Source organism: Bradyrhizobium sp. Kon10 (assembly GCF_055807395.1).
In genome coordinates this window covers 135627-156008 of sequence record NZ_JBVVOZ010000002.1, presented here as the reverse complement: position 1 = coordinate 156008, position 20382 = coordinate 135627, and the positions used below count along the sequence as shown (strand labels likewise).

Sequence of the window (20382 nt, the reverse complement as noted above, 5' to 3'; positions counted from 1 at the left end):
CGAGGAGAGCGTTAAAACCAGCGCTCGCCGACGAACACGGTGTCGCCGGGGCTGACGGGCGTGCCGAGCGGAACGACGGCGCGCATGGAGCCGCCGGCTTCGGCGTGGGTGACGGTGACGACGTCGCGCTTGGCGCGCGGCGAAAAGCCGCCGGCGATCGCGACTGCGCTTTCGACCGTCATGTTGGGCACATAAGGATATTGGCCGGGGGCTGCGACTTCGCCGAGGATGAAGAACGGCCGATAGGATTCGATCTCCACCGCCACCGAAGGCTCGCGGATATAGCCGTTGCGCAGTCGCGCCGCGATTTCGCCGGCAAGACCCGCAGGGGTGCGGCCGCGCGCCGGCACCCCGCCGATCAGCGGCATGGTGATGGAGCCACCGGCATCGATGGCGTAGCTGTTGGTGAGACCTTCCTGGCCGTAGACCACGACGCGCAGCTTGTCGCCGGCATCGAGGTGATAGGAGGCGTCATAACGAACCGGCCCGCCCATCGGCGCGGCATAGGCGACCGGCATGGGCTCCGGACCCGAGGCAAAGGAATTGCGCAGCGCGCTGATGGCACCGCCACCGTCGGCGACGACGACCGGCCGCGGCGCGCTGTAGGGCTGGCCATAGGCGATGGAATCAAGATCGGGGCGCGGCTGCACCATGGCGACGGGGCCGGCGGTCTGCATGCAGCCGCCAAGGGTCAGCGCGGCGGACGCTGCCAGGATCGACCATCGAAACGCGCGCGCAACCGGCACCGGAGCCATCCCTCGAAACGAGACAGCTTCAGTGATGCACCCGGTATGGTTAACAAAGGGTTGAGGGGGGGGCGAGGTGCGACGATGCGGGCAACGCGCATGGTGCGCTCCCTCCCCCGCATGCGGGGGAGGGTTGGGGAGAGGGTGCTTCCGTAGAGAGACTCTCCCAGAGGAGAAAGCCCTCACCCGCATTGCATCTATCGATGCAATGCGACCTCTCCCGCAAGCGGGAGAGGTGCAGCGATTTCGTGGTTGGCTTACGCGCTCACGCCCACACCGATGGGACACGACACGCCGGTGCCGCCGAGGCCGCAATAGCCGGCGGGATTCTTCGCCAGATATTGCTGATGATAGTCCTCGGCGAAGTAGAACGGACCGGCTGGCGCGATCTCGGTGGTGATGGCGCCAAGGCCCTTTGCGGCGAGCGCCTTCTGATAGGCCGCCTTCGATGCGTCAGCCGCTTTCTTCTGCGCGTCGGAGTAAGTGTAGATCGCGCTTCGGTATTGCGTGCCGACGTCGTTGCCCTGACGCATGCCCTGGGTCGGGTTGTGGCTCTCCCAGAACGTCTTCAGGAGCGTCTCGTAGGAGATCTTCTTGGGATCGAACACGACCAGCACCACTTCGGTGTGGCCGGTGCGGCCCGAGCAGGTCTCCTCATAGGTCGGGTTCGGCGTGTGACCGCCGGCATAGCCGACAGCGGTGGCGTAAATGCCGTCGCCGAGCTCCCAGAATTTGCGCTCGGCGCCCCAGAAGCAACCGAGCCCGAACACGGCCTGCTCGAGGCCGGCGGGATAAGGCGGCTGCAGCTTCGCGCCATTGACGAAGTGAGTGGTCGCGGTCGGGATGGCTTGCGCACGGCCCGGCAGCGCTTCCGTGGCGCTCGGCAATGCGGTGGTCTTGCGCATGAACAGCATGGGTCGGATCTCCGAAACGAGCCGTCCGTCGCCCAAGTCGATATCCTAAAGCCAAGGGCTCAGGCGGCGTGCTCGCGATGAAGTGGGAATATAGGCATTTACGTTGGCAGGCGCAGCCCCGTTACGCCGCCGAGCGGGCCTAGTCGCGCGAATAGCCGATCAGAGGCTTGCGCGGGCGGAACAGGATCATCAACAGGATGCCCAGAATGCCGAGGACGGCGAAAACCGGCTGGTCCAGCACCAGGCGGATCACCGATGTCCAGAGCCAGGGCGCCTTGGCCTCGACCCAGGTCCGGAATGCGGACTGGCTGGCCTGATTGATGTCGTTCCAGAACTGGCCAAACCGGGTGAACCGGAGGCTCTGGTCAGCCACCCAGCGCGCACCGTCATAGACCATGAAGATGAACCCGCCGGCCAGCAGCAACAGCCCAATCAGTCGGAAAAAGCCGCGGATCATGCCCTACCCTCTATGGTCGTCCGGTCGGACGACCCGCAAAACGCCGCCAGCCAATAGCCGGGGGACGGCAGAAATTCAACCTCATCAGGGCGTTACGGCCGCCATTCGGAGCGCCAAGAGGCTGTTTTGGTGGCCCGGAAAGCGTTGACGGTGCCCCAGACCCCCTCTATAAGGGCGCCAACTGGCGGCGGGCGCAATCCTGCCGCCGCTGTTCTTTGAGCAGTCGGAGGCTCTTCGAGTCTCCAGGGGTGGCCGCAAGGCCGCCGCTGATGCTCCCGGAACGGCCTTGTACGTAACAAGCCTTGGTACGTAACAAGCCTTGGTACGTCACAAGCCTTGCACCGAACACCCTAATTCCGAGCGTCGATTTCGCGGTCAAGCAGCCGGCGCCACCCGATCAAGATGCGACCGGTACCCGCAGAGGACATTTAGACCATGGCCAACACCACTTCCGCCAAGAAAGCGACGCGCAAGATCGCCCGCCGCACCGCCGTCAACAAGTCGCGCCGCACCCAGATGCGCGGCGCCGTGCGCACTGTCGAGGAAGCCATCAAGACCGGCGATCGCGCCGCCGCCGTCACGGCGCTGGCGAATGCCGAGCCCGCTCTGATGCGCGCCGCACAGCGCAACATCATTCACAAGAACAATGCCAGCCGCAAAGTCTCGCGGCTCACCGCGCAGATCGCCAAGCTCGCCAAGTAACAAGCTGCCGAACCATTCGGCAGGCAAAGCTGGCGAAACCGTCGATCGACCGATCGATGATCGCAATCATGAAACAGCCCGGCATCTCGCCGGGCTTTTTTGTTGCCCGTCACAATCACGGACGCGGTATGATGAATTCAGCCCTTCGACGAACGGCTGGTGTTGATGATCCGTCGTTGCGCGTGAGTGCACTCCGTAATTTTACCGGTGCTGACTTTGCGCGACCGGAAACACCGCTGCGCTGCGCAAAAACTTTTGCGCGGCGCATTCAACTGCAATTTGCGCGTGCAAGTTTTGCACACCGTAGTTTACCGGAACGCGCATTGCAGTGGAGTTACCCTCCGAAACGAGACTCAAAAAACGGTGCTTCGATAATCACTTATCCACATAGTGACGAGAAGCATTTGGAAAATGAGCCGACGCGGCACCCGCGTGAAGGTTTTGTAAAATATTTTTGGCCGGCGTTCGAGATTTGTCACACAACGCGTTCGTTGTTCGATTCTGTGCGCTGATTCAAAACGTTGCTCTCAAGCCTGTGAACAACTCGTGCGCGGCGTTAACCCAGGTCAAGTTTTTTGACGCCTCAAGTGTGAATCAATTTCGTTGCGAGTCTTTGCGCATAGTGTATTCCTTAAGTCGTCAGCGGCGCCCACGATCTTGAGACCAGCGCGGTATCGGAAACGGGGCGAGCGTGCAAATCGGCGGCGGTGTGCACGTAGGCGGCGCTTCAACATGTGATCGTCGAACAGAACCCATAGCAATATGGGAAGGGTAGCTCTTTGTCTGAACGTCTCCAAGCGGGATCTCGTGCATCCCGCTCGCGCCAAGCGCAAACGAGAGACGTCGCGAAGCTATCCCGACGCGCATGGTGGACCAAGCCGAGCGGACGAGGAGTACACGGGCAGGCATTCGCGACACGAATACGCCGCGGTTGTCTTTTGGACACGCAGGACCTTGCCGTGCGCAAATCACGGCAGGACGGGGAGGTATCATGTTTTACGGACTCAACGCGGTAACGAAACAAGTTTCCCATTCCAACGATGCCGTTCTGACTCCGTCCGACCTCCAGCCTCCGGCACGTGACGGGGCGCCGAGTACGCGCTGACCTCGCGACCCTCCATCTCTGACATCGCTGATCTGACCACGGCATTCGCGCCGAACGGTCGAGCCATGCCCGCAGATGGAATCGCTCGAGGTCGCACCATCGCAGGGTCCTTGCGGGAACCCTGGATGGCGCTCACAACGCAACCTTATCTCTCAAGAAAAGTTCTCAAATGATGACAACACCGGAACAGGATCGCTGGTCACGCGTGAAGGGTCGGCTGCGCACGAGCGTTGGCGAAGACGTTTATACGAGCTGGTTTGCCCGCATGGATCTCGAAGGCGTGCAGGAAGAGAGCGTGCGTCTCTCGGTGCCGACGCGTTTCCTCAAGAGCTGGATCCAGGCCCACTATGCCGAGCGCGTGCTGACGTGCTGGCAGGCCGAGATGCCGGAAGTGCATCGCATCGATCTCACCGTCCGCTCTGCGGTGCGCCCGGTCGCGCAGCAGAAGGAAGTGCCCGCGCCGGTCGAGGTGCGCCGCGCCCCCGCGCCGGAGCTGCGCTCGACTGCGACCGCGCCGGTCTCCGCCAATCATGATGCGCTCGGCGGCTCGCCGCTCGATCCGCGCCTGACCTTTGCGAGCTTCGTCGTCGGCCGCTCCAACACGCTGGCCCATGCAGCGGCACGCCAGGTCGCGGAGGGCCGCCGCGGCGATGCCGTGATGTTCAACCCGCTCTATATCCATGCCGGCGTTGGCCTCGGCAAGACGCATCTGCTCCAGGCGGTGACATGGGCCGGCAATTCCGGCAACGAGCGCAAGGTGCTCTATCTCACCGCGGAAAAATTCATGTACGGCTTCGTCGCCGCGCTGAAAACGCAGACGGCGCTCGCCTTCAAGGAAGCGCTGCGCGGCATCGACGTGCTGGTGATCGACGATCTTCAGTTTCTCCAGGGCAAGTCGACGCAGGCGGAGTTCTGTCACACGCTGAACGCGCTGATCGACGCCGGCCGCCAGGTCGTGATCGCGGCCGACCGGCCGCCGTCCGATCTCGAAAGCCTCGACGATCGCGTCCGCTCGCGTCTTGCCGGCGGGCTGGTGGTCGAGATGGCCTCGCTCGGGGAAGAGCTGCGGCACGGAATCCTCAAGTCGCGCGTCGCGGCGGCTCGCGCCCATCACGCGACGTTCGAGGTGCCGGAGGAGGTGCTGACCTATCTGGCCCGCGCCATCACCCATAACGGCCGGGATCTCGAAGGCGCGATCAACCGTCTGCTCGCGCACTCGAAGCTCAACAACCGGCCGGTGACGCTGGAGATGGCAGAGCACGAGGTGCGCGACCTGATCCGGCCGCAGGAGCCGAAGCGGATCAAGATCGAGGACATCCAGCGCGTGGTGGCGCGGCAATATAATGTCAGCCGCTCCGACCTCTTGTCCTCGCGCCGCACCGCCAACGTGGTCCGTCCGCGCCAGGTGGCCATGTATCTCGCCAAGACGCTGACCTTGCGCTCGCTGCCCGAAATCGGCCGCCGCTTCGGCGGGCGTGACCACACCACGGTGCTGCACGCCGTGCGCAAGATCGAGGCCCTGGTCAGCAAGGACACCGCGCTGTCGGAAGAGGTCGAGTCGCTGAAGCGCCAGCTTCAGGAATAAACGCCTATTGTTTCGCGCGCGGGTGACCGCACCTCGATTGACATGGAAGATCGTCATGCCCGGGCTTGTCCCGGGCATCCACGTTCTGCGTACGGCGGCGCAAGGCGTGGATGGCCGGGACAAGCCCGGCCATGACGCGGAGAGGCGACTGTGCCTCCGACGAAGGCATCGAGATTGGGCACGAAAATAGCGGTAAATCGTGGGGAACCACCTCCCAATCCCTTGAATCCGGGGGCCATCCGCGCCACCTTGCGCGACCTTGGCGGCTTTGGTCATATCGGCTGGATGATCCGGTCTGTCGGGGTCTTCGGCGCCGTGGTGTGCATCCTGCCGCCCGGCCTTTCCAACGCTTTAGTTTTCTCGGGGATCGGGCGAGTAGTGCAATGAAGGTTACGGTCGAACGCGCGCAACTCCTGAAATCGCTGGGCCATGTTCACCGCGTGGTGGAGCGCCGCAACACGATCCCGATCCTGGGCAACGTGCTGGTCCGCGCCGAGAACGCGAAATTGTCGCTGAAGGCGACCGACCTCGACCTCGAGGTGACGGAGACGCTGCCGGCGGAGACCGCGACCGCGGGCTCCACCACCGTGCCGGCACACATGTTCTACGACATCGTGCGCAAATTGCCCGACGGCTCGCAGATCGTGCTGGAGGCCGACGGCGACCGCGCCGTGCTGGCAATCCGCGCCGGCCGCTCGCGCTTCACGCTGCAGACCCTGCCGGAAAATGATTTCCCGGATCTCGCCGCCGGCGACATGTCGCACTCCTTCTCGCTCGCCGCCAAGGACGTCAAGCGGCTGATCGACCGCACCCAGTTCGCGATCTCGACTGAAGAGACGCGCTATTATCTCAACGGCATCTATCTGCACGCCGCAGGCACGGCGAAGGCCGCGACGCTGCGCGGCGTCGCCACCGACGGCCATCGCCTCGCCCAGCTCGATCTGGTTCAGCCCAAGGGCGCCGAGGGCATGCCCGGCGTCATCGTGCCGCGCAAGACCGTCGGCGAGATGCAGCGCCTGATCGAGGACAACGAGGCCGAAGTCACCATCGAGCTGTCGCAGGCCAAGATCCGCTTCACCATCGGCAATGTGGTGCTGACCTCCAAACTGATCGACGGCACCTTCCCCGACTACGGCCGCGTCATCCCGCAGGGCAACGACAAGGAACTCGTGGTCGACAAGAAAGATTTCGAGAACGCGGTCGACCGCGTCTCCACCATCTCCAGCGAACGCGGCCGTGCGGTGAAACTGTCGCTGTCGCCGGGCAAGCTGGTGCTGTCGGTGACCAATCCGGATTCCGGCAGCGCCACCGAGGAGATCGAGGTCGAATACGCCTCCGACGCCCTCGATATCGGTTTCAACTCGCGCTATCTGCTCGACATCGCCTCCCAGATCGAAGGCGAGGTCGCAACGCTCAGGCTCGCCGACCCCGGCTCGCCGACCCTGGTGCAAGACCGCGACGACAAGAGCGCGCTGTACGTGCTGATGCCGATGCGGGTGTGAGGGGAGGTGCTCCCTCGCCAACATAGCCTGCTTATAGAAACAAGCGCGATGCGCATGACTGCGCCCTCTCCCCTTGTGGGAGAGGGCTGCTCCGCTGGCGGATACACATTCGGTTGGGTGAGGGGTTAGTGCCGCAGGAGCCATCCCATCGGTCGGTCCCAAAACGTCTCCGCCAGTTCGCGAAGAACATGCGGCACGAACCGATCGATGCGGAGGCCGCGATGTGGCGCCTGCTCAGGGATCGTCGGTTGTCCGCCTACAAGCTTCGCCGACAAGTTCCGTTCAAGAGTTACATTCTCGACTTCGTCTGCTTCGAGAAGCGCCTTGTGATCGAGATCGACGGCAGTCAGCACGCAGAATCACGAAGCGATACAGCGCGTGATGCTATGCTCGCGGCCGAAGGTTTCTCGATAGCGCGTTACTGGAACAATGACGTGCTACAGCAGCCCGCTTCTGTATTGGAGGATATCCTTGCAAAGCTTGCCAGGCGGTAAGATACCCCTCACCCGTCGCCTCACTTCGTGAGGCGCCACCCTCTCCCACAAGGGGAGAGGGGATCAGAGCGTGCCGCAGTTCCGATATGACCCCCTCCCGCATTCATCGCCTGACGCTGACGCATTTTCGCAATTATCGGGCGGCGGGGCTCGAGACGGCGGCTGACATGGTGGCGCTGGTCGGGCCGAACGGGGCGGGCAAGACCAATTGCATCGAGGCGATCTCGTTCCTGTCGCCGGGACGCGGCTTGCGACGCGCAACGCTGGAGGACGTCGCCGACAACCAGGGTGACGGCTCCTGGGCGGTGTCGGCCCAGGTCGAGGGCGCGCTGGGGCTCGCCACGCTCGGCACCGGCATCGACCCCCCGCGACCCGACAATGCGGTGAGCCGGCGCTGCCGCATCGACCGCGAGCCGGTGAACTCGGCAACGAGCTTCGGCGACCATATCCGCATGGTCTGGCTGACGCCGGCGATGGACGGGCTGTTCATGGGCGGCGCGTCGGAACGGCGGCGCTTCTTCGACCGCCTCGTGCTTGCGATCGACAGCGAGCATTCCAGCCGCATCTCCGCACTCGAGCGCTCCTTGCGCTCGCGCAACCGCCTGCTCGAGGTGCGCAATTACGACGACCATTGGTGTGATGCGATCGAGCGCGAGACGGCGGAGCTCGCCGTCGCCGTCGCCGCAACGCGCGGCCAGACCGCGGCGCGATTGACCGGCATGCTGAATGCGCGCGCGCAGGCCTCCGCGTTTCCGTCGGCGCAGATCGCGCTCGACGGCTGGATGGAGAACGCGCTGCTTGAGGAGACCGCGACCGCGGTCGAGGACCGCTACCGCCAGATCCTGCGCGACAACCGCCCGCGCGACGCCATCGCCGGCCGCACCACCGACGGCCCGCATCTCACCGACCTGCAGGTGATCTACGCGCCGAAGGGCATGCCGGCGCGCGATGCCTCGACCGGCGAGCAGAAGGCGCTGCTGATCGGGCTGGTGCTGGCGCATGCGACGCTGGTCGCCGAGATGACCGGCATCGTTCCGCTGCTGCTGCTCGACGAGGTCGTCGCCCATCTCGATCCGAACCGCCGCACGGCCCTGTTCGACGAGTTGCGCAAGCTCGGCGCGCAGGTCTGGCTGACCGGCGCGGATCCGGCCGCCTTCGCCGACATCGCCGCTGCTGGCGAGGTGTTTGACGTCGAGAGCGGACAAGTGTCGGCCCGGCGCCAACGCCGCCATTGAACCCGCGTTATTCTCCTCGCGACTAGCTGTCTGTGGCGGCCGACGCTGTCGCGGCAATTGCGCGATGACATGACGCGCGACATCCCTGGAGAGTGAGATGCGGACGGTAAGGACCGGGGCAGACGCCCCGGCACGCTGGCGGGTATTTGCGTGCGGCCTCTGCCTGCTCGCGAGCTGCATGGTCGCGGCAAGCGCCAGCGTCTGGCTGCCGTATCTGTCGCCGCTGTTTTCGTCCGCGCTCGCGCCGGATCCCGATGCCAAACTGCCGGCGCCGACCCGCTACAGCTTCAGGGCAATCCACACCACCATGATGCGGGGCATCGAGGCGCCGCTCCGCGTCAAGCTCGAGGCCACCGTGCCCGCAGAGCTCGGCGACGTCCTCGCCTTCTACCGCAATGAGCTCGGAAAGCTTGGCTGGCAGGAACAGACCGACGACGCGGTGGTCGCGGCCGATCACGTCCAGCTCGCCTTCCTCTCGCCGCTGGGTCCGGCAACGCTGCAGCTCGGCCGCAACGAGAGCGGCACCTCGGTCAATCTCGTGCAGCGCAATCAGGACGCCGCGACCAGAGCGAACGTGATGCCCGAGCCCGGTCAGGCGAAGCTGGTGTTCAGCAATATCGGCGACAGCGAAGCCGTGCTGACGATCAACCAGCGCACCGTCAGGCGCGCCGGCGGCGCCCAGGCCGTCGCGCTGGATCTGCCGCCCGGCAAGTATTCCTACGAAATGAGCGTGCCGGGCCATTCGACTGCCACGAACATGCTCAGCTTCGCCGCCGGCGATACCTGGGAGCTCACAGTGGGGCGCGACGGCGACGTCTGGTCGCCGCTCCAGCTGTATTGATCGCTGTGATCAGTCCGACGGTGCGGCAGCGCCATTGAACCTGCCCGGTTCCTGCCGCGACTAGCTGTCTGAGACCGCGCCGGCGGCGTCGCAGCTTGCAATTGCGCGCAGATTTTTGGCGCGCGACATCCTGGAGAGTGGCCATGTTGACGGTAGCGCGCTGTGCTCGCCTTCTACCGCACGGAGCTCGCCAAGCGCGGCTGGGAGGAAAGGCCGGACGGCACGGTGATCGCCGCCGATCAAGCTCAGCTCGCCTTCGTCTCCCCGAAGGGGCCGGCCATACTGAAGCTTGGCCGCGCGAGGGGCGAGACCACGCTCAGCTTGGTGCAGCGGAATACGGAGGCCGCGGCCAAGGCCAATTTCCTGCCGATGCCCGGACAGGCGCGGCTGATATTTGGCTATCTTGTGCCGAACGTGGCTTCGCTCGCGATCAACGATCAAACCATCACGATCGCGGGTGGCGCAAATCACCCACAGGCGGTCGATCTGCCGCCCGGCACCTATTCCTGCGAGCTGCTTGTGTCGGGCCATCTGGCGCGCACCGGCACCATCACCGTAGCCACAGGCGAGACCTGGGCCCTCGAGCTGGGTGACGACGATAAGAAGCCGGATCAGATCTACTGAGCCGAGCAGCCTGTTTCGGGGTGCGGCGGCGCTCCGGAACAGGCCTCTGCACCCCCGCAAAATCCACGCCCTGAAGAGCAAGAAACAGGGTCTCGAATCGCCCTTTTCGCGGGCCCCGGAATCGGCCTTCGCACGCCTTGAAAATCGGCTCAAAAACCCTATTTGCTCAAAGGGTTGCCAGGAGATACTTTGCGCTAGGCGCAAGCGGTCTTTCATGGCACAAATAGCCTGCAAATCAGCGCCTTTTGCGCGGCTGATTCGGGCGACATCTCGAAGGCCTCTCATGACAGAACCTGCTCGGCAGACGCCTGCCGAAAACGAGCCCTCCAATCCAAGCGATTACGGGGCGGAATCGATCCGCGTGCTCAAGGGACTCGATGCCGTCCGCAAGCGCCCGGGCATGTATATCGGCGACACCGATGACGGATCCGGCCTGCACCACATGGTGTACGAGGTCGTCGACAACGCGATCGACGAGGCGCTCGCGGGCCATGCCACGCGCGTCGACGTCGTCCTCAACGCCGACACGTCCGTCACCGTGCGCGACGACGGCCGCGGCATTCCCGTCGACATCCACAAAGGCGAAGGCATCTCGGCGGCCGAGGTCATCATGACCCAGCTCCACGCCGGCGGAAAGTTCGACCAGAACTCGTACAAGGTCTCCGGCGGTCTGCACGGCGTCGGCGTATCCGTCGTCAACGCGCTGTCGAGCAAGCTCACGCTTCGCATCTGGCGCGACAACAAGGAACACTGCATCGAATTCGCGCATGGCGATGCGATCGCACCGCTGAAGGTCGTCGGCGATGCGCCGGGCAAGCGCGGCACCGAGGTGACGTTCCTGGCCTCGCCCGACACCTTCAAGAACATCGAATACGATTTCGCGACGCTGGAGCATCGCCTGCGCGAGCTCGCGTTCCTCAATTCCGGCGTCAACATCGCCCTCTCCGATATGCGCCACGCAGTCGAGAAGCGCGAGGAGATGCACTATTCCGGCGGTGTCGAGGAATTCGTCAAATATCTCGACCGCAACAAGAAGGCGATCGTGCCGGCGCCGATCATGGTGCGCGCGGAGAGCAACGGCATCGGCGTCGAGGCGGCGCTGTGGTGGAACGACAGCTACCACGAGAACGTGCTGTGCTTCACCAACAACATCCCGCAGCGCGACGGCGGCACCCACCTTGCCGGTTTCCGCGGCGCGTTGACGCGCCAGGTCAACGGCTATGCCGAGGCCAATGCGAAGAAGGAAAAGATCGCGCTGACCGGCGACGACTGCCGCGAAGGCTTGACCGCCGTGCTATCGGTGAAGGTGCCGGATCCAAAATTCTCGTCGCAGACCAAGGACAAGCTGGTGTCCTCGGAAGTGCGCCCCGTGGTCGAGAATGTGCTCAACGAGGCGCTGCAGGCCTGGTTCGAGGAGCATCCGAGCGAAGCCAAGGTGATCGTCGGCAAGGTGATCCAGGCCGCGGCCGCGCGCGAAGCGGCGCGAAAGGCGCGCGAGCTGACCCGCAAGAGCCCGCTCTCGGTCTCCTCGCTGCCTGGCAAGCTCGCCGACTGCCAGGAGAAGGATCCGGAAAAATCCGAACTGTTCATCGTCGAGGGCGATTCGGCAGGCGGTAGCGCCAAGCAGGGTCGCAACCGCGAATTCCAGGCGGTGCTGCCGCTGCGTGGCAAGATCCTCAATGTCGAACGCGTGCGCCCCGACAAGATGCTGCACAGCGAGCAGATCGGCACGCTGATCACCGCGCTCGGCACCGGCATCAGCGACGAGTTCTCGATCGAGAAGCTGCGCTATCACAAGATCATCGTGATGACGGACGCCGATGTCGACGGCGCCCATATCCGCACGCTGCTGCTCACCTTCTTCTATCGCCAGATGCCCGCCATCATCGACGGCGGCTACCTCTATATCGCCCAGCCACCGCTCTATAAGGTCTCCAGAGGCAAGTCCGAGCAATATCTGAAGGACGAGCGCGCGCTGGAAGACTATCTGATCGACACCGGGCTCGACGACTGCGTCTACATTCCCGGCACCGGCGGCGATCGCACCGGCCGCGACCTGCGGTCGCTGGTCGACGATGCCCGCGCCGTTCGCGGCATCCTGCGCAGCCTGCACAGCCGCTACAGTCGCAAGGTGATCGAGCAGGCCGCCATCACCGGCGTGCTGAACAAGGCGATCTACGGCGACGCCGAGAAGGCCGCAGCAGCCGCGCAATATATAGCCGGCCGGCTCGATACTCTCGCCGACGAGGTCGAGCGCGGCTGGATCGGTCAGTACGTGGAAGGCCAGGGATTCCAGTTCGAGCGCACGGTGCGCGGCGTCAAGGAAGCCGCCCTCATCGACGACGCTTTCTTAGGATCGGTCGAAGCCCGCAAGCTCGACGAGTACACGGTGAAGCTCCAGGACGTTTATGCGCGCCCCGGCAAGCTGCGGCGCAAGGACGTCGAGCACATGGTTTATGGCCCGGTCGACCTGTTCGAAGCGGTCACCGACGCCGGCCGCAAGGGCGTCACCCTGCAGCGCTACAAAGGTCTGGGCGAGATGAACCCGGAGCAGCTCTGGGAAACGACGCTCGACATCAACGCGCGCTCGCTGCTCCAGGTGAAGGTCAAGGAGGTCGACGAGGCCGACGACATCTTCACCAAGCTGATGGGCGACGTGGTCGAACCGCGCCGCGACTTCATCCAGGAACATTCGCTCAGCGCGACGATCGATATTTGAGGCCACGAGGCGCAGGCTTGCTCAACCTCTCCCGCTTGCGGGAGAGGTCGGCGCGAAGCGCCGGGTGAGGGTTCTCTCCTCTTGGGGATTGTCCCGTTGCGGCGACACCCTCTCCCCAGCCCTCCCCCGCAGGCGAGGGAGGGAGCGCACCTCCATCGCGGCTGCGAAGCAGCCCCACGCCACGACAAGTGCAGAATTGCTCCCCCGCTCAATTGTCGGTAGTTTCCGCCTCCGTAACCCGCCGCCCACCCAACAGACAGCGAGAGACTCCCGTGGCGCCCATTCAGTACATCGTCGAGGGCGGTCACCGGCTCTCGGGCTCGATCGAGCCGTCCGGCAACAAGAATTCGGCACTGCCGATCATCGCGGCCGCGCTGCTCACCGAGCACCCGGTCACGCTGCTGAACGTGCCGCGGATCCGCGACACCGAGACGCTGGTGGAGCTGATCCGCTCGGTTGGCGCGGCGGCCGAATGGAGCGCCCGCAACACGCTGCATATTCACGCCAAGAGCATCCGCGCCGCCGATCTCGATCCCGAGCTCTGCGTCCGTATCCGCGCCTCGATCCTGCTCGCGGGCCCGCTGCTCGCCCGCTGCGGCGAAGTGATGCTGCCGCCGCCGGGCGGCGATGTCATCGGCCGGCGCCGGCTCGACACGCATATGCTGGCGCTGGAGCAGCTCGGCGCCAAGGTCACGGCGACCGACCGGCTGGAATTCCGCGCGTCGAAGCTCACCGGCGCCGATGTGTTCCTGGACGAGCCGAGCGTCACGGCGACCGAGAACGCGCTGGTCGCGGCGGTCGCCGCCGACGGCACGACCTATTTGCGCAACGCGGCCTCCGAACCGCATGTGCAGGACCTCGCCAATTTCCTGGTCGCGCTCGGTGCGAAAATCGAGGGCATCGGCACCAATACCATGATCATCCACGGCCCGGCGACGCTGGGTGCCGCGACCTATTCGATTCAGCCCGACCACATCGAGGTCGGCTCGCTGATCGGGCTTGCCGCCGTGACGCGTTCCCCGCTGCGCATCGTGCGTGCCGGCGTCGAGCATCTGCGCTCCATCCGCATGGGCTTCGAGCGGCTTGGCATCGTCTGCCGCGTCGAGGGCGATGATCTCATCGTGCCCTCGAACCAGACGCTGAAGATCCAGGACGATTTCGGCGGCCACGTGCCGAAGCTGGAGGACCAGCCCTGGCCCGCTTTCCCGGCCGATCTGATGTCGATCGCGATCGTCACCGCCACGCAATGCGAGGGCGTGATCCTGATGTTCGAGAAGATGTTCGAATCGCGGATGTTCTTCGTCGACAAGCTGATCGCGATGGGCGCCCGCATCGTGCTGTGCGATCCTCATCGCGCCATCATCGCCGGCCCGAGCCGCTTGCGCGGCGCATCGATGATCTCACCCGATATCCGCGCCGGCATGGCGATGCTGCTTGCGGCGGTCTGCGCCGAGGGCACCTCCACCATCAACAACGCCGACCAGATCGAGCGCGGCTACGAGCGCATCGACGAACGGCTCAACGCCCTGGGCGCGAAGATCAAGCGGGTGCCGGAGCGGAAGGGCTGAGGTGCTTCCGTTGCGGGAGAACTCTCCGCGACGACAGTATCGTAGGGTGGGCAAAGCGAAGCGTGCCCACCATTTCTCTCGAAATCCTTGATGGTGGGCACGGCGCAAGTGCGCCTTTGCCCACCCTACGATACCGAGCTAGCAGATAGAGCCACTCACCCGTCTTGCTCTCGGAGCCATGTTTTCGACGTGCGGCTGTGCTATTGACGCCGCCATGCTCGACACTGTCCAACATCCTCCGCAGCCGCCGCAAGCCGGCGCGCAAAACCATCTCGCCGATGAATTCGTCGAGACGCTGCGGCTGGCCGTGCCGATGATGCTGACGCAGCTCGGGCAGATGGCGATGATGACGACCGATCTCGCGCTGATCGGCCGACTTGGCGAGGACGCGGTCGCGGCTGCGGCACTTGCGCACACGGTGTATTTCGTCAGCTTCACCTTCGGACTCGGTCTCGTCGTCGCGGTGTCGCCGCTGGCTGCGCAGGCGTTTGGCGCCGGCGACGTCAGGCGGATGCGGCGCGCCTTGCGCGTCGGCCTGTGGGTGGCATTGCTGATATCGCTGCCGATGATGGCCTCGCCGCTCTATGGCGAGCACATCCTGCTGGCGCTCGGGCAGGCGCCACATTCGGCCGCGCTGGCCCAGCACTATCTGAACGGGCTGGCCTGGGGCATCGCACCCGCACTCGGCTTCGTCGCCCTGCGCGGCCTGATGAGCGCGATGAACAGGCCGCAGGCGCCGCTGTGGATCACGCTCGCGGCGATCCCCGCCAACGGCGCCCTGGTCTACGTGCTGATCCACGGCCTGTTCGGCCTGCCGGAACTCGGCCTGCTTGGCGCAGGCCTCGCGACCAGTTTGGTCAATCTCGGGACCTTTGTCGCAGCTCTCGCAATCGTCGCCTGGCGAAAGCCGTTCGCCTCGTATCGGCCGCTCGCCGATCTCTGGCGGATCGACTGGCCGCTGCTGCGCGAGCTCGTCGCGCTCGGGGCGCCGATCTCGTTTTCGATGCTGATGGAATATGGCTTGTTCTCCTCGGCGGCGCTGTTGATGGGCCTGATCTCGACCACCGCGCTTGCCGCGCACCAGATCGCGCTTCAGGTCACGGCCGTGCTGTTCATGGTGCCGCTCGGCATCGGCATGGCCGCGACCGTCCGGGTCGGCCACGCCGTCGGCCGCAACGAGCCTGCGGCCGTGCGGCGCGCGGGTCTCGTCGCGGCGGTGCTCGGAATCGCGTTCGTCGCGGCCCTGACCATCGCGATCGTCCTCGGCCGTTATGCGCTGGGGCGGCTGTTCTTCGGCAGCGGCGAGGCCAGCGCGGCCACCGTCGAGCTGACCGCGACGCTGCTCCTGGTCGGCGCCACCTTCTTCATCGCCGACGGCCTCCAGACCATCATCGGCGGCGCGCTGCGCGGCCTCAACGACACCAGGATGACGCTGGTGTTCGCGGCGATCGGCTATTGGTGCGTTGCCTTCCCGATCGCCTGGATATTGGCATTTCACGCCCATCTCGGCGCGGTCGGTGTCTGGATTGGGCTGTCGATCGGCTCGTTCGTCTATGCCGGGCTGTTGATCCTGCGCTTCCAGCGGCTGGCGCGCAGATTGGCGGGATGATCGGCACAGTCCGCCAGTTCGTGGCCGGATTGATCAGCTTAAGCCCATTCCGTTTCACTCACTCCGTCACCCGCGCGGGCTTGTCCGCCGCGGCTTCCGACCATTCGCCGACGACGCGGTCGAGATCGCAGAGGTTCTGGTGCATCTGCTCCAGCGAGAAGCCGAGGGCGAAGAAGCGCTCCGCGGTGTCGGCGGGCTGGCCGCGGATCAGGCCTTCCTGGCGCACGGCGGCGACGGCGTCGGAATAATGCTGGAGCGCGACGTGCACGGGGTGGATCGGCGGCGCGCCGGCGCCCTCGCGCAAGGCTTCAGCCGCCGATTTCAGGAAGCGCACGATCGCCGCGCTGACTTCCGCCAGCGGGGCGGCGAGCATGACCTGCACCTCGACCGGCAACGGCACCACGGTGGAGCGGCCGATCATCACGACATCGTGGCGTAGCCGCAGAATGGTTCGCAGCAGCGGGCCGGTATCCGGACCACCCGACAGGCGCGCCGCGCGCTCACGCTCGGCCTCCGAGCCGATGGCGTTGAGGCCTACCATCGCGGTGCCGATGCCATCCTGGATCCGGTGCAGCGCGTCGTTGTCGCGGCCGCGGGTCAGTCCGGCGAGCAGCTCCGTGAACGCCTCCGCGATCAGCTCGAGCAGTTTCGCCGCGCTGGCGCGAATCTGCTGCACCGCGCGCGACGGCAGCACCAGGAAGGAGACCAGCAGCCCGGTGATGGCGCCGACCGAGACCTCGCTGACGCGATCGATCGCCGAGGCCATGGGATCGGCATGGTGCATGGTGGGAAGCACGAGCACGATCACGGCCGTCACCGTTGCAGAGCTCAAGTTCGGATAGATCGCCGCGACAAAGGCCAGCGGCGCCACCGCCAGCACCAGCAAGCCGAGAAGACCGAGTTCGCCGGAATAAGGGATCAGGATTGCGATGGCGCCACCATAGACCGCGCCGCCGATCGTGCCGAGCATGTAGTCGCGCGTCGCCTTCAGCGAGCGTCCTACGCTCATCTGGGTCACGATGATGGAGGTGAGGACCGCCCACAGCGGCAACAGCAGGTGCAGGGCCGTGGCAACTGCATAGGCGGCCGTTGCGGCCACCGTGACCCGGACCGCCAAGCCTAGTTGCGTTTTTCGCGACCAGACCCGGTCGAACAGCTGTGTTGCGAGTGCCATGGTCAAACGCCTCGGTCGCCGATCCCGTCCATGCCGGCAGCATAGCTGATGCCCACGGCCGCGAGGCCGCTTGAAAGCCCAAATCAGCCCGCCTAACTTGCCCGCCAAATCGAGGAAACACGATGGCTCACGAAACCGCAACGCTCGCTGCCTATGTCTTCAATCTGAAATACGGGGATATTCCGGCGGAGGTGCTGGAGCGCGCCAAGATGTTGACGCTGGATTTCCTCGGCAGCGCCATCCGCGCCCGCAGCGAGGCGGAATCGACCCCGTCGCTGCTGAAAATGCTGGAAGCGCTGGCGCTCGACACCAAGGGTGACTCGACCGTGTTCGGCGACAGCAAGACCTGGACCCCCGCGGTGGCGGCGCTCCTCAACGGAGCGCTCGGCCATTCCCTCGACTTCGACGACACGCACGCGGATTCCTCGCTGCATCCGAGCGCGCCGGTGGTTCCGGCCGCGTTGGCAACCGGCGAGATGGTCGGCGCCTCCGGGCGCGACGTGCTGACCGCGATCGTCGCGGGCTACGAGGTCTGTTGCCGGCTCGGCAACGCGCTCGACCCGACCTCGCATTATGCGCGCGGCTTCCATCCGACCGCGACCGCCGGCACCTATGGCGCGGCGGCGGCAGCCGGCAAGCTGTACGGCCTCAGCGAGCAGCAGATCATCGCGGCGTTCGGCGTCTCCGGCAGCCAGGCCGCGGGCTCGCTGCAATTTCTGGTCAACGGTGGCTGGAACAAGCGCTACCAGGTCGGCGCCGCCGCCATGAACGGCGTGATCGCCGCGACGCTGGCGCGCAACGATTTCGTCGGCGCGACGGAATCGGTCGAAGGCAAGCACGGCCTGCTCGCCGGCTACACCGACGATGCGCATCCCGACAAGGCGGTGGCCGGGCTCGGCAAGACCTACGAGACCATGAAGATCGGCGTCAAACCCTATCCGAGCTGCCGTTATACGCATGCCGCGATCGACGCGCTGATCGCGATGCGGCGCGAGCACAATCTGACACCCGACCAGGTCAAGCGCGTCGAGATCGGGCTGCATCGCAACGGCATCACGCTGACCGGCGATGCCGCCACCAAGCGGCATCCGACCTCGATCGTCGGCGGCCAGTTCTCGATGTTCTTCACCGGCGCGCTCGCGCTCGACCAGGGCTCATTTGGCTGGGACGATTACGGCCGCCTCGGCGATGCCGCGATCGACGCGCTCGCCGACAAGTTCGACGTGGTGCAGGACGACCGCCTCGAGGTTGGCCGCACCCATCCGTTCGGTGCCCGGGTCAGCATCACCACCGACGATGGCGTGCACGAGCGGCTCTACGCCGATCCCTCCGGCGAGCCGAACTCGTTCCCCGATACGCAGGCGATGCAGCAGAAGTTTCTGACGTTGGCACGGCCGGTGCTGAATGCACGGGCGGAGACATTCGCCGATGCGATCATGACGCTGGAGCGGTTCGATCGTGTGGCGAAGGCCACGGAGCTGGGGCGGTAGAATTCGCGCCGGCGGTGCACCCTCGCCCCTTGTGGGAGAGGGTGGTTCGCCGCATAGCGGCGAGCCGGGTGAGGGGTTCTCTCGGCGAGCACATCTGTTGCAGTAGAAATCGCGGAGACAGACCCCTCATCCGGCGCTTCGCGCCACCTTCTCCCACAAGGGAGAAGGAAGAGAGCAGCGCGCTAATTCGCTCTCGTCATCTTTTCCCTCTCGCGCGTCGCCGCCACCACATCCCGGACCAGATCGAACACACCATCCACTTGCGGCGGCCAGTTCAGCGAGCGGCCCATCCGTACGATCACAAGTTTTTCCGAGGGGATCACGATCGTGTACTGTCCGATCGTGCCCTTGGCGAAGAAGGCATCGCGCGGCCAGCCGTGCTCCACGCGAAACTTCGCGCCAAAGCTGTCGCCCTGATTGGTCCAGAAGCCGGCGCCGATGCCGACCCAGGCATGCGGCGTCGCCGTCGCGGAATAATTCACCCAGCCTTCCGGGAGGATGCGCTTGCCGCCGACGACGCCGTCATTGAGATAGAGCTGGCCGAAACGCGCCCAGTCGCGCGCGGATGCCAGCATCTCGCCGGAGCCCTCGATCGTGCCGGCTCCGTCGAGCTGGAGCGTGACGTCGCGCATGCCGAGCGGCGCAAACAATTCGCGGCGCGCGAAGGCCAGCGCGTCCCCGGCCTTGCCACCGGCGGCATTGCGGATCAGCTGCGCGAGAATGAGGAAGTTGCCGTCATGATAATTCCACGCCGCGCCCGGTGCGGTCGCAAGCGGCGCGCGCTCGGCAAAGCTCGCCATATCGTCCTCGGCGTATTTCATGGCATTGACCGGTTCGAGGACGGAGCCGAGCGAGGCCTCCAACGAGCTTCCGAGCGCAAGCCCAGCGGTGTGACGCAGCAATTGATCGACGGTGATGACATGGCGCGGATCATCCGGATTTTGCCAGGCGGCGACCGGCGCCGGCCCGTCGAGTTTCAACTTGCCCTGGCGCACGAGAATGCCTGTCAGCGCCGAGGTCACCGACTTCGTCATGGAGAAGCCGAGCAGCTGCGTCTGCGGCCCGACACCATCCGCATAGCGCTCGGCGACGATGCGCCCCGCCTTCATGACGACGATCGCGCGGGTGCGGCGATAGGGCGGTTGCGCGGGCTCGGCGAAAGCGCGGTCGAGCGCGGCCGACAGCCCCTCGCTTTGCGGCGGCACGATCCCCGGGCCGGCGATCTCGGGGAGCAAGGCGGGCCGCTCGTCATCGGCTGGTAACGCCACGTCGGTGAGCGCGGTGCCGTGCTCGAGCGTGCAGCCGAGCCCCTCGCGATAGACGGCATGGCTGCGACCAATGCCGAACAGGGACACGGTGACATCCTTACGGGCGCGATCGACCCGAAAATCCATCGCCCAGGTCAAAAGACCCGCACCGGGCATCGCGTCCGTGGTCTCGGCGAGGTCGCGGCTGGGATCGAGGCCGGAGACGAACGTCTCCGAACAGAGCGTATGGGCGATGAAGCCGGTGGCAACCTTGGGCACGTTGCGGGCCCGCGCCGCGCCCAGAGCGAGGCCGGCACAGGCGATGGCGGTGGTGGCGAGGATGATCTTGCGGCGGCGGGTCACGGGCTTT

Annotated in this window: 17 protein-coding genes; 12 read left to right on the top strand and 5 right to left on the bottom strand. The window is 65.4% G+C overall.

What is annotated here, in order from left to right; genetic code table 11:
- Positions 1-11 precede the first annotated feature (11 nt).
- From AC0L2O_RS03780 to AC0L2O_RS03770, 3 genes are all read right to left on the bottom strand, one after another.
- Positions 12-746 (bottom strand): polysaccharide biosynthesis/export family protein, encoded by a 735-nt coding sequence (locus AC0L2O_RS03780; RefSeq protein WP_409191390.1) that lies wholly within the window; start codon positions 744-746, stop codon positions 12-14.
- A 257-nt stretch (positions 747-1003) separates the two neighbouring features.
- On the bottom strand, positions 1004-1660 hold the full coding sequence (msrA, locus tag AC0L2O_RS03775; RefSeq protein WP_369720326.1) for a peptide-methionine (S)-S-oxide reductase MsrA: 657 nt from the start codon (positions 1658-1660) through the stop codon (positions 1004-1006).
- A 139-nt stretch (positions 1661-1799) separates the two neighbouring features.
- A complete protein-coding gene (locus AC0L2O_RS03770) occupies positions 1800-2117 on the bottom strand; it encodes a hypothetical protein (protein WP_045006011.1) in 318 nt (105 codons plus the stop codon).
- A 435-nt stretch (positions 2118-2552) separates the two neighbouring features.
- Between AC0L2O_RS03770 and rpsT the strand changes: the two genes are divergently transcribed.
- From rpsT to AC0L2O_RS03715, 11 genes are all read left to right on the top strand, one after another.
- Entirely contained in the window at positions 2553-2819 is a 267-nt protein-coding gene (rpsT, locus tag AC0L2O_RS03765) for a 30S ribosomal protein S20 (RefSeq protein WP_148737091.1), read from the top strand.
- A gap of 68 nt (positions 2820-2887) precedes the next feature.
- Entirely contained in the window at positions 2888-3331 is a 444-nt protein-coding gene (locus tag AC0L2O_RS03760; protein WP_473368760.1) for a hypothetical protein, read from the top strand.
- A 765-nt stretch (positions 3332-4096) separates the two neighbouring features.
- Entirely contained in the window at positions 4097-5509 is a 1413-nt protein-coding gene (dnaA, locus tag AC0L2O_RS03755) for a chromosomal replication initiator protein DnaA (protein ID WP_369726592.1), read from the top strand.
- A 383-nt stretch (positions 5510-5892) separates the two neighbouring features.
- Positions 5893-7011, top strand: a complete 1119-nt coding sequence (gene dnaN / locus AC0L2O_RS03750) for a DNA polymerase III subunit beta (protein WP_473368759.1) — start codon at positions 5893-5895, stop codon at positions 7009-7011.
- Positions 7012-7139: 128 nt separating this feature from the next.
- On the top strand, positions 7140-7505 hold the full coding sequence (locus AC0L2O_RS03745; RefSeq protein WP_473368758.1) for an endonuclease domain-containing protein: 366 nt from the start codon (positions 7140-7142) through the stop codon (positions 7503-7505).
- An 86-nt stretch (positions 7506-7591) separates the two neighbouring features.
- A complete protein-coding gene (recF, locus tag AC0L2O_RS03740; RefSeq protein ID WP_473368757.1) occupies positions 7592-8740 on the top strand; it encodes a DNA replication/repair protein RecF in 1149 nt (382 codons plus the stop codon).
- Positions 8741-8837: 97 nt separating this feature from the next.
- A complete protein-coding gene (locus AC0L2O_RS03735; RefSeq protein WP_473368756.1) occupies positions 8838-9581 on the top strand; it encodes a hypothetical protein in 744 nt (247 codons plus the stop codon).
- A 162-nt stretch (positions 9582-9743) separates the two neighbouring features.
- Complete coding sequence (locus AC0L2O_RS03730) at positions 9744-10205, top strand: hypothetical protein (protein ID WP_473368755.1); 462 nt, start codon at positions 9744-9746, stop codon at positions 10203-10205.
- Between the two features lie 283 nt (positions 10206-10488).
- The gene (gene gyrB, locus AC0L2O_RS03725) at positions 10489-12924 is read left to right on the top strand and encodes a DNA topoisomerase (ATP-hydrolyzing) subunit B (RefSeq protein ID WP_473368754.1); all 2436 of its coding nucleotides are present in this window, start codon (positions 10489-10491) and stop codon (positions 12922-12924) included.
- Positions 12925-13196: 272 nt separating this feature from the next.
- Entirely contained in the window at positions 13197-14492 is a 1296-nt protein-coding gene (gene murA / locus AC0L2O_RS03720) for a UDP-N-acetylglucosamine 1-carboxyvinyltransferase (protein ID WP_473368753.1), read from the top strand.
- 214 nt (positions 14493-14706) lie between these two features.
- On the top strand, positions 14707-16101 hold the full coding sequence (locus AC0L2O_RS03715; RefSeq protein WP_473368752.1) for an MATE family efflux transporter: 1395 nt from the start codon (positions 14707-14709) through the stop codon (positions 16099-16101).
- A 58-nt stretch (positions 16102-16159) separates the two neighbouring features.
- Here the strand turns inward: AC0L2O_RS03715 and AC0L2O_RS03710 are convergent, their stop codons facing one another.
- Entirely contained in the window at positions 16160-17275 is a 1116-nt protein-coding gene (locus AC0L2O_RS03710) for an FUSC family protein (protein WP_369720318.1), read from the bottom strand.
- Between the two features lie 122 nt (positions 17276-17397).
- Between AC0L2O_RS03710 and AC0L2O_RS03705 the strand changes: the two genes are divergently transcribed.
- Positions 17398-18765, top strand: a complete 1368-nt coding sequence (locus tag AC0L2O_RS03705) for an MmgE/PrpD family protein (RefSeq protein WP_473368751.1) — start codon at positions 17398-17400, stop codon at positions 18763-18765.
- Positions 18766-18947: 182 nt separating this feature from the next.
- On the opposite strand, the gene AC0L2O_RS03700 is transcribed toward AC0L2O_RS03705, so the two are convergent.
- Entirely contained in the window at positions 18948-20375 is a 1428-nt protein-coding gene (locus tag AC0L2O_RS03700) for a serine hydrolase domain-containing protein (protein ID WP_473368750.1), read from the bottom strand.
- Positions 20376-20382: the final 7 nt, after the last annotated feature.

What these genes read in the sequence shown, in the direction of transcription:
- msrA (WP_369720326.1), bottom strand. Translation starts at nt 1,660, where the DNA reads ATGCTGTTCATGCGCAAGACCACCGCATTGCCGAGCGCCACGGAAGCG.
- AC0L2O_RS03770 (WP_045006011.1), bottom strand. Translation starts at nt 2,117, where the DNA reads ATGATCCGCGGCTTTTTCCGACTGATTGGGCTGTTGCTGCTGGCCGGC.
- rpsT (WP_148737091.1), top strand. Translation starts at nt 2,553, where the DNA reads ATGGCCAACACCACTTCCGCCAAGAAAGCGACGCGCAAGATCGCCCGC.
- AC0L2O_RS03760 (WP_473368760.1), top strand. Translation starts at nt 2,888, where the DNA reads ATGAAACAGCCCGGCATCTCGCCGGGCTTTTTTGTTGCCCGTCACAAT.
- dnaA (WP_369726592.1), top strand. Translation starts at nt 4,097, where the DNA reads ATGACAACACCGGAACAGGATCGCTGGTCACGCGTGAAGGGTCGGCTG.
- dnaN (WP_473368759.1), top strand. Translation starts at nt 5,893, where the DNA reads ATGAAGGTTACGGTCGAACGCGCGCAACTCCTGAAATCGCTGGGCCAT.
- recF (WP_473368757.1), top strand. Translation starts at nt 7,592, where the DNA reads ATGACCCCCTCCCGCATTCATCGCCTGACGCTGACGCATTTTCGCAAT.
- AC0L2O_RS03735 (WP_473368756.1), top strand. Translation starts at nt 8,838, where the DNA reads ATGCGGACGGTAAGGACCGGGGCAGACGCCCCGGCACGCTGGCGGGTA.
- gyrB (WP_473368754.1), top strand. Translation starts at nt 10,489, where the DNA reads ATGACAGAACCTGCTCGGCAGACGCCTGCCGAAAACGAGCCCTCCAAT.
- AC0L2O_RS03715 (WP_473368752.1), top strand. Translation starts at nt 14,707, where the DNA reads ATGCTCGACACTGTCCAACATCCTCCGCAGCCGCCGCAAGCCGGCGCG.
- AC0L2O_RS03710 (WP_369720318.1), bottom strand. Translation starts at nt 17,275, where the DNA reads ATGGCACTCGCAACACAGCTGTTCGACCGGGTCTGGTCGCGAAAAACG.
- AC0L2O_RS03705 (WP_473368751.1), top strand. Translation starts at nt 17,398, where the DNA reads ATGGCTCACGAAACCGCAACGCTCGCTGCCTATGTCTTCAATCTGAAA.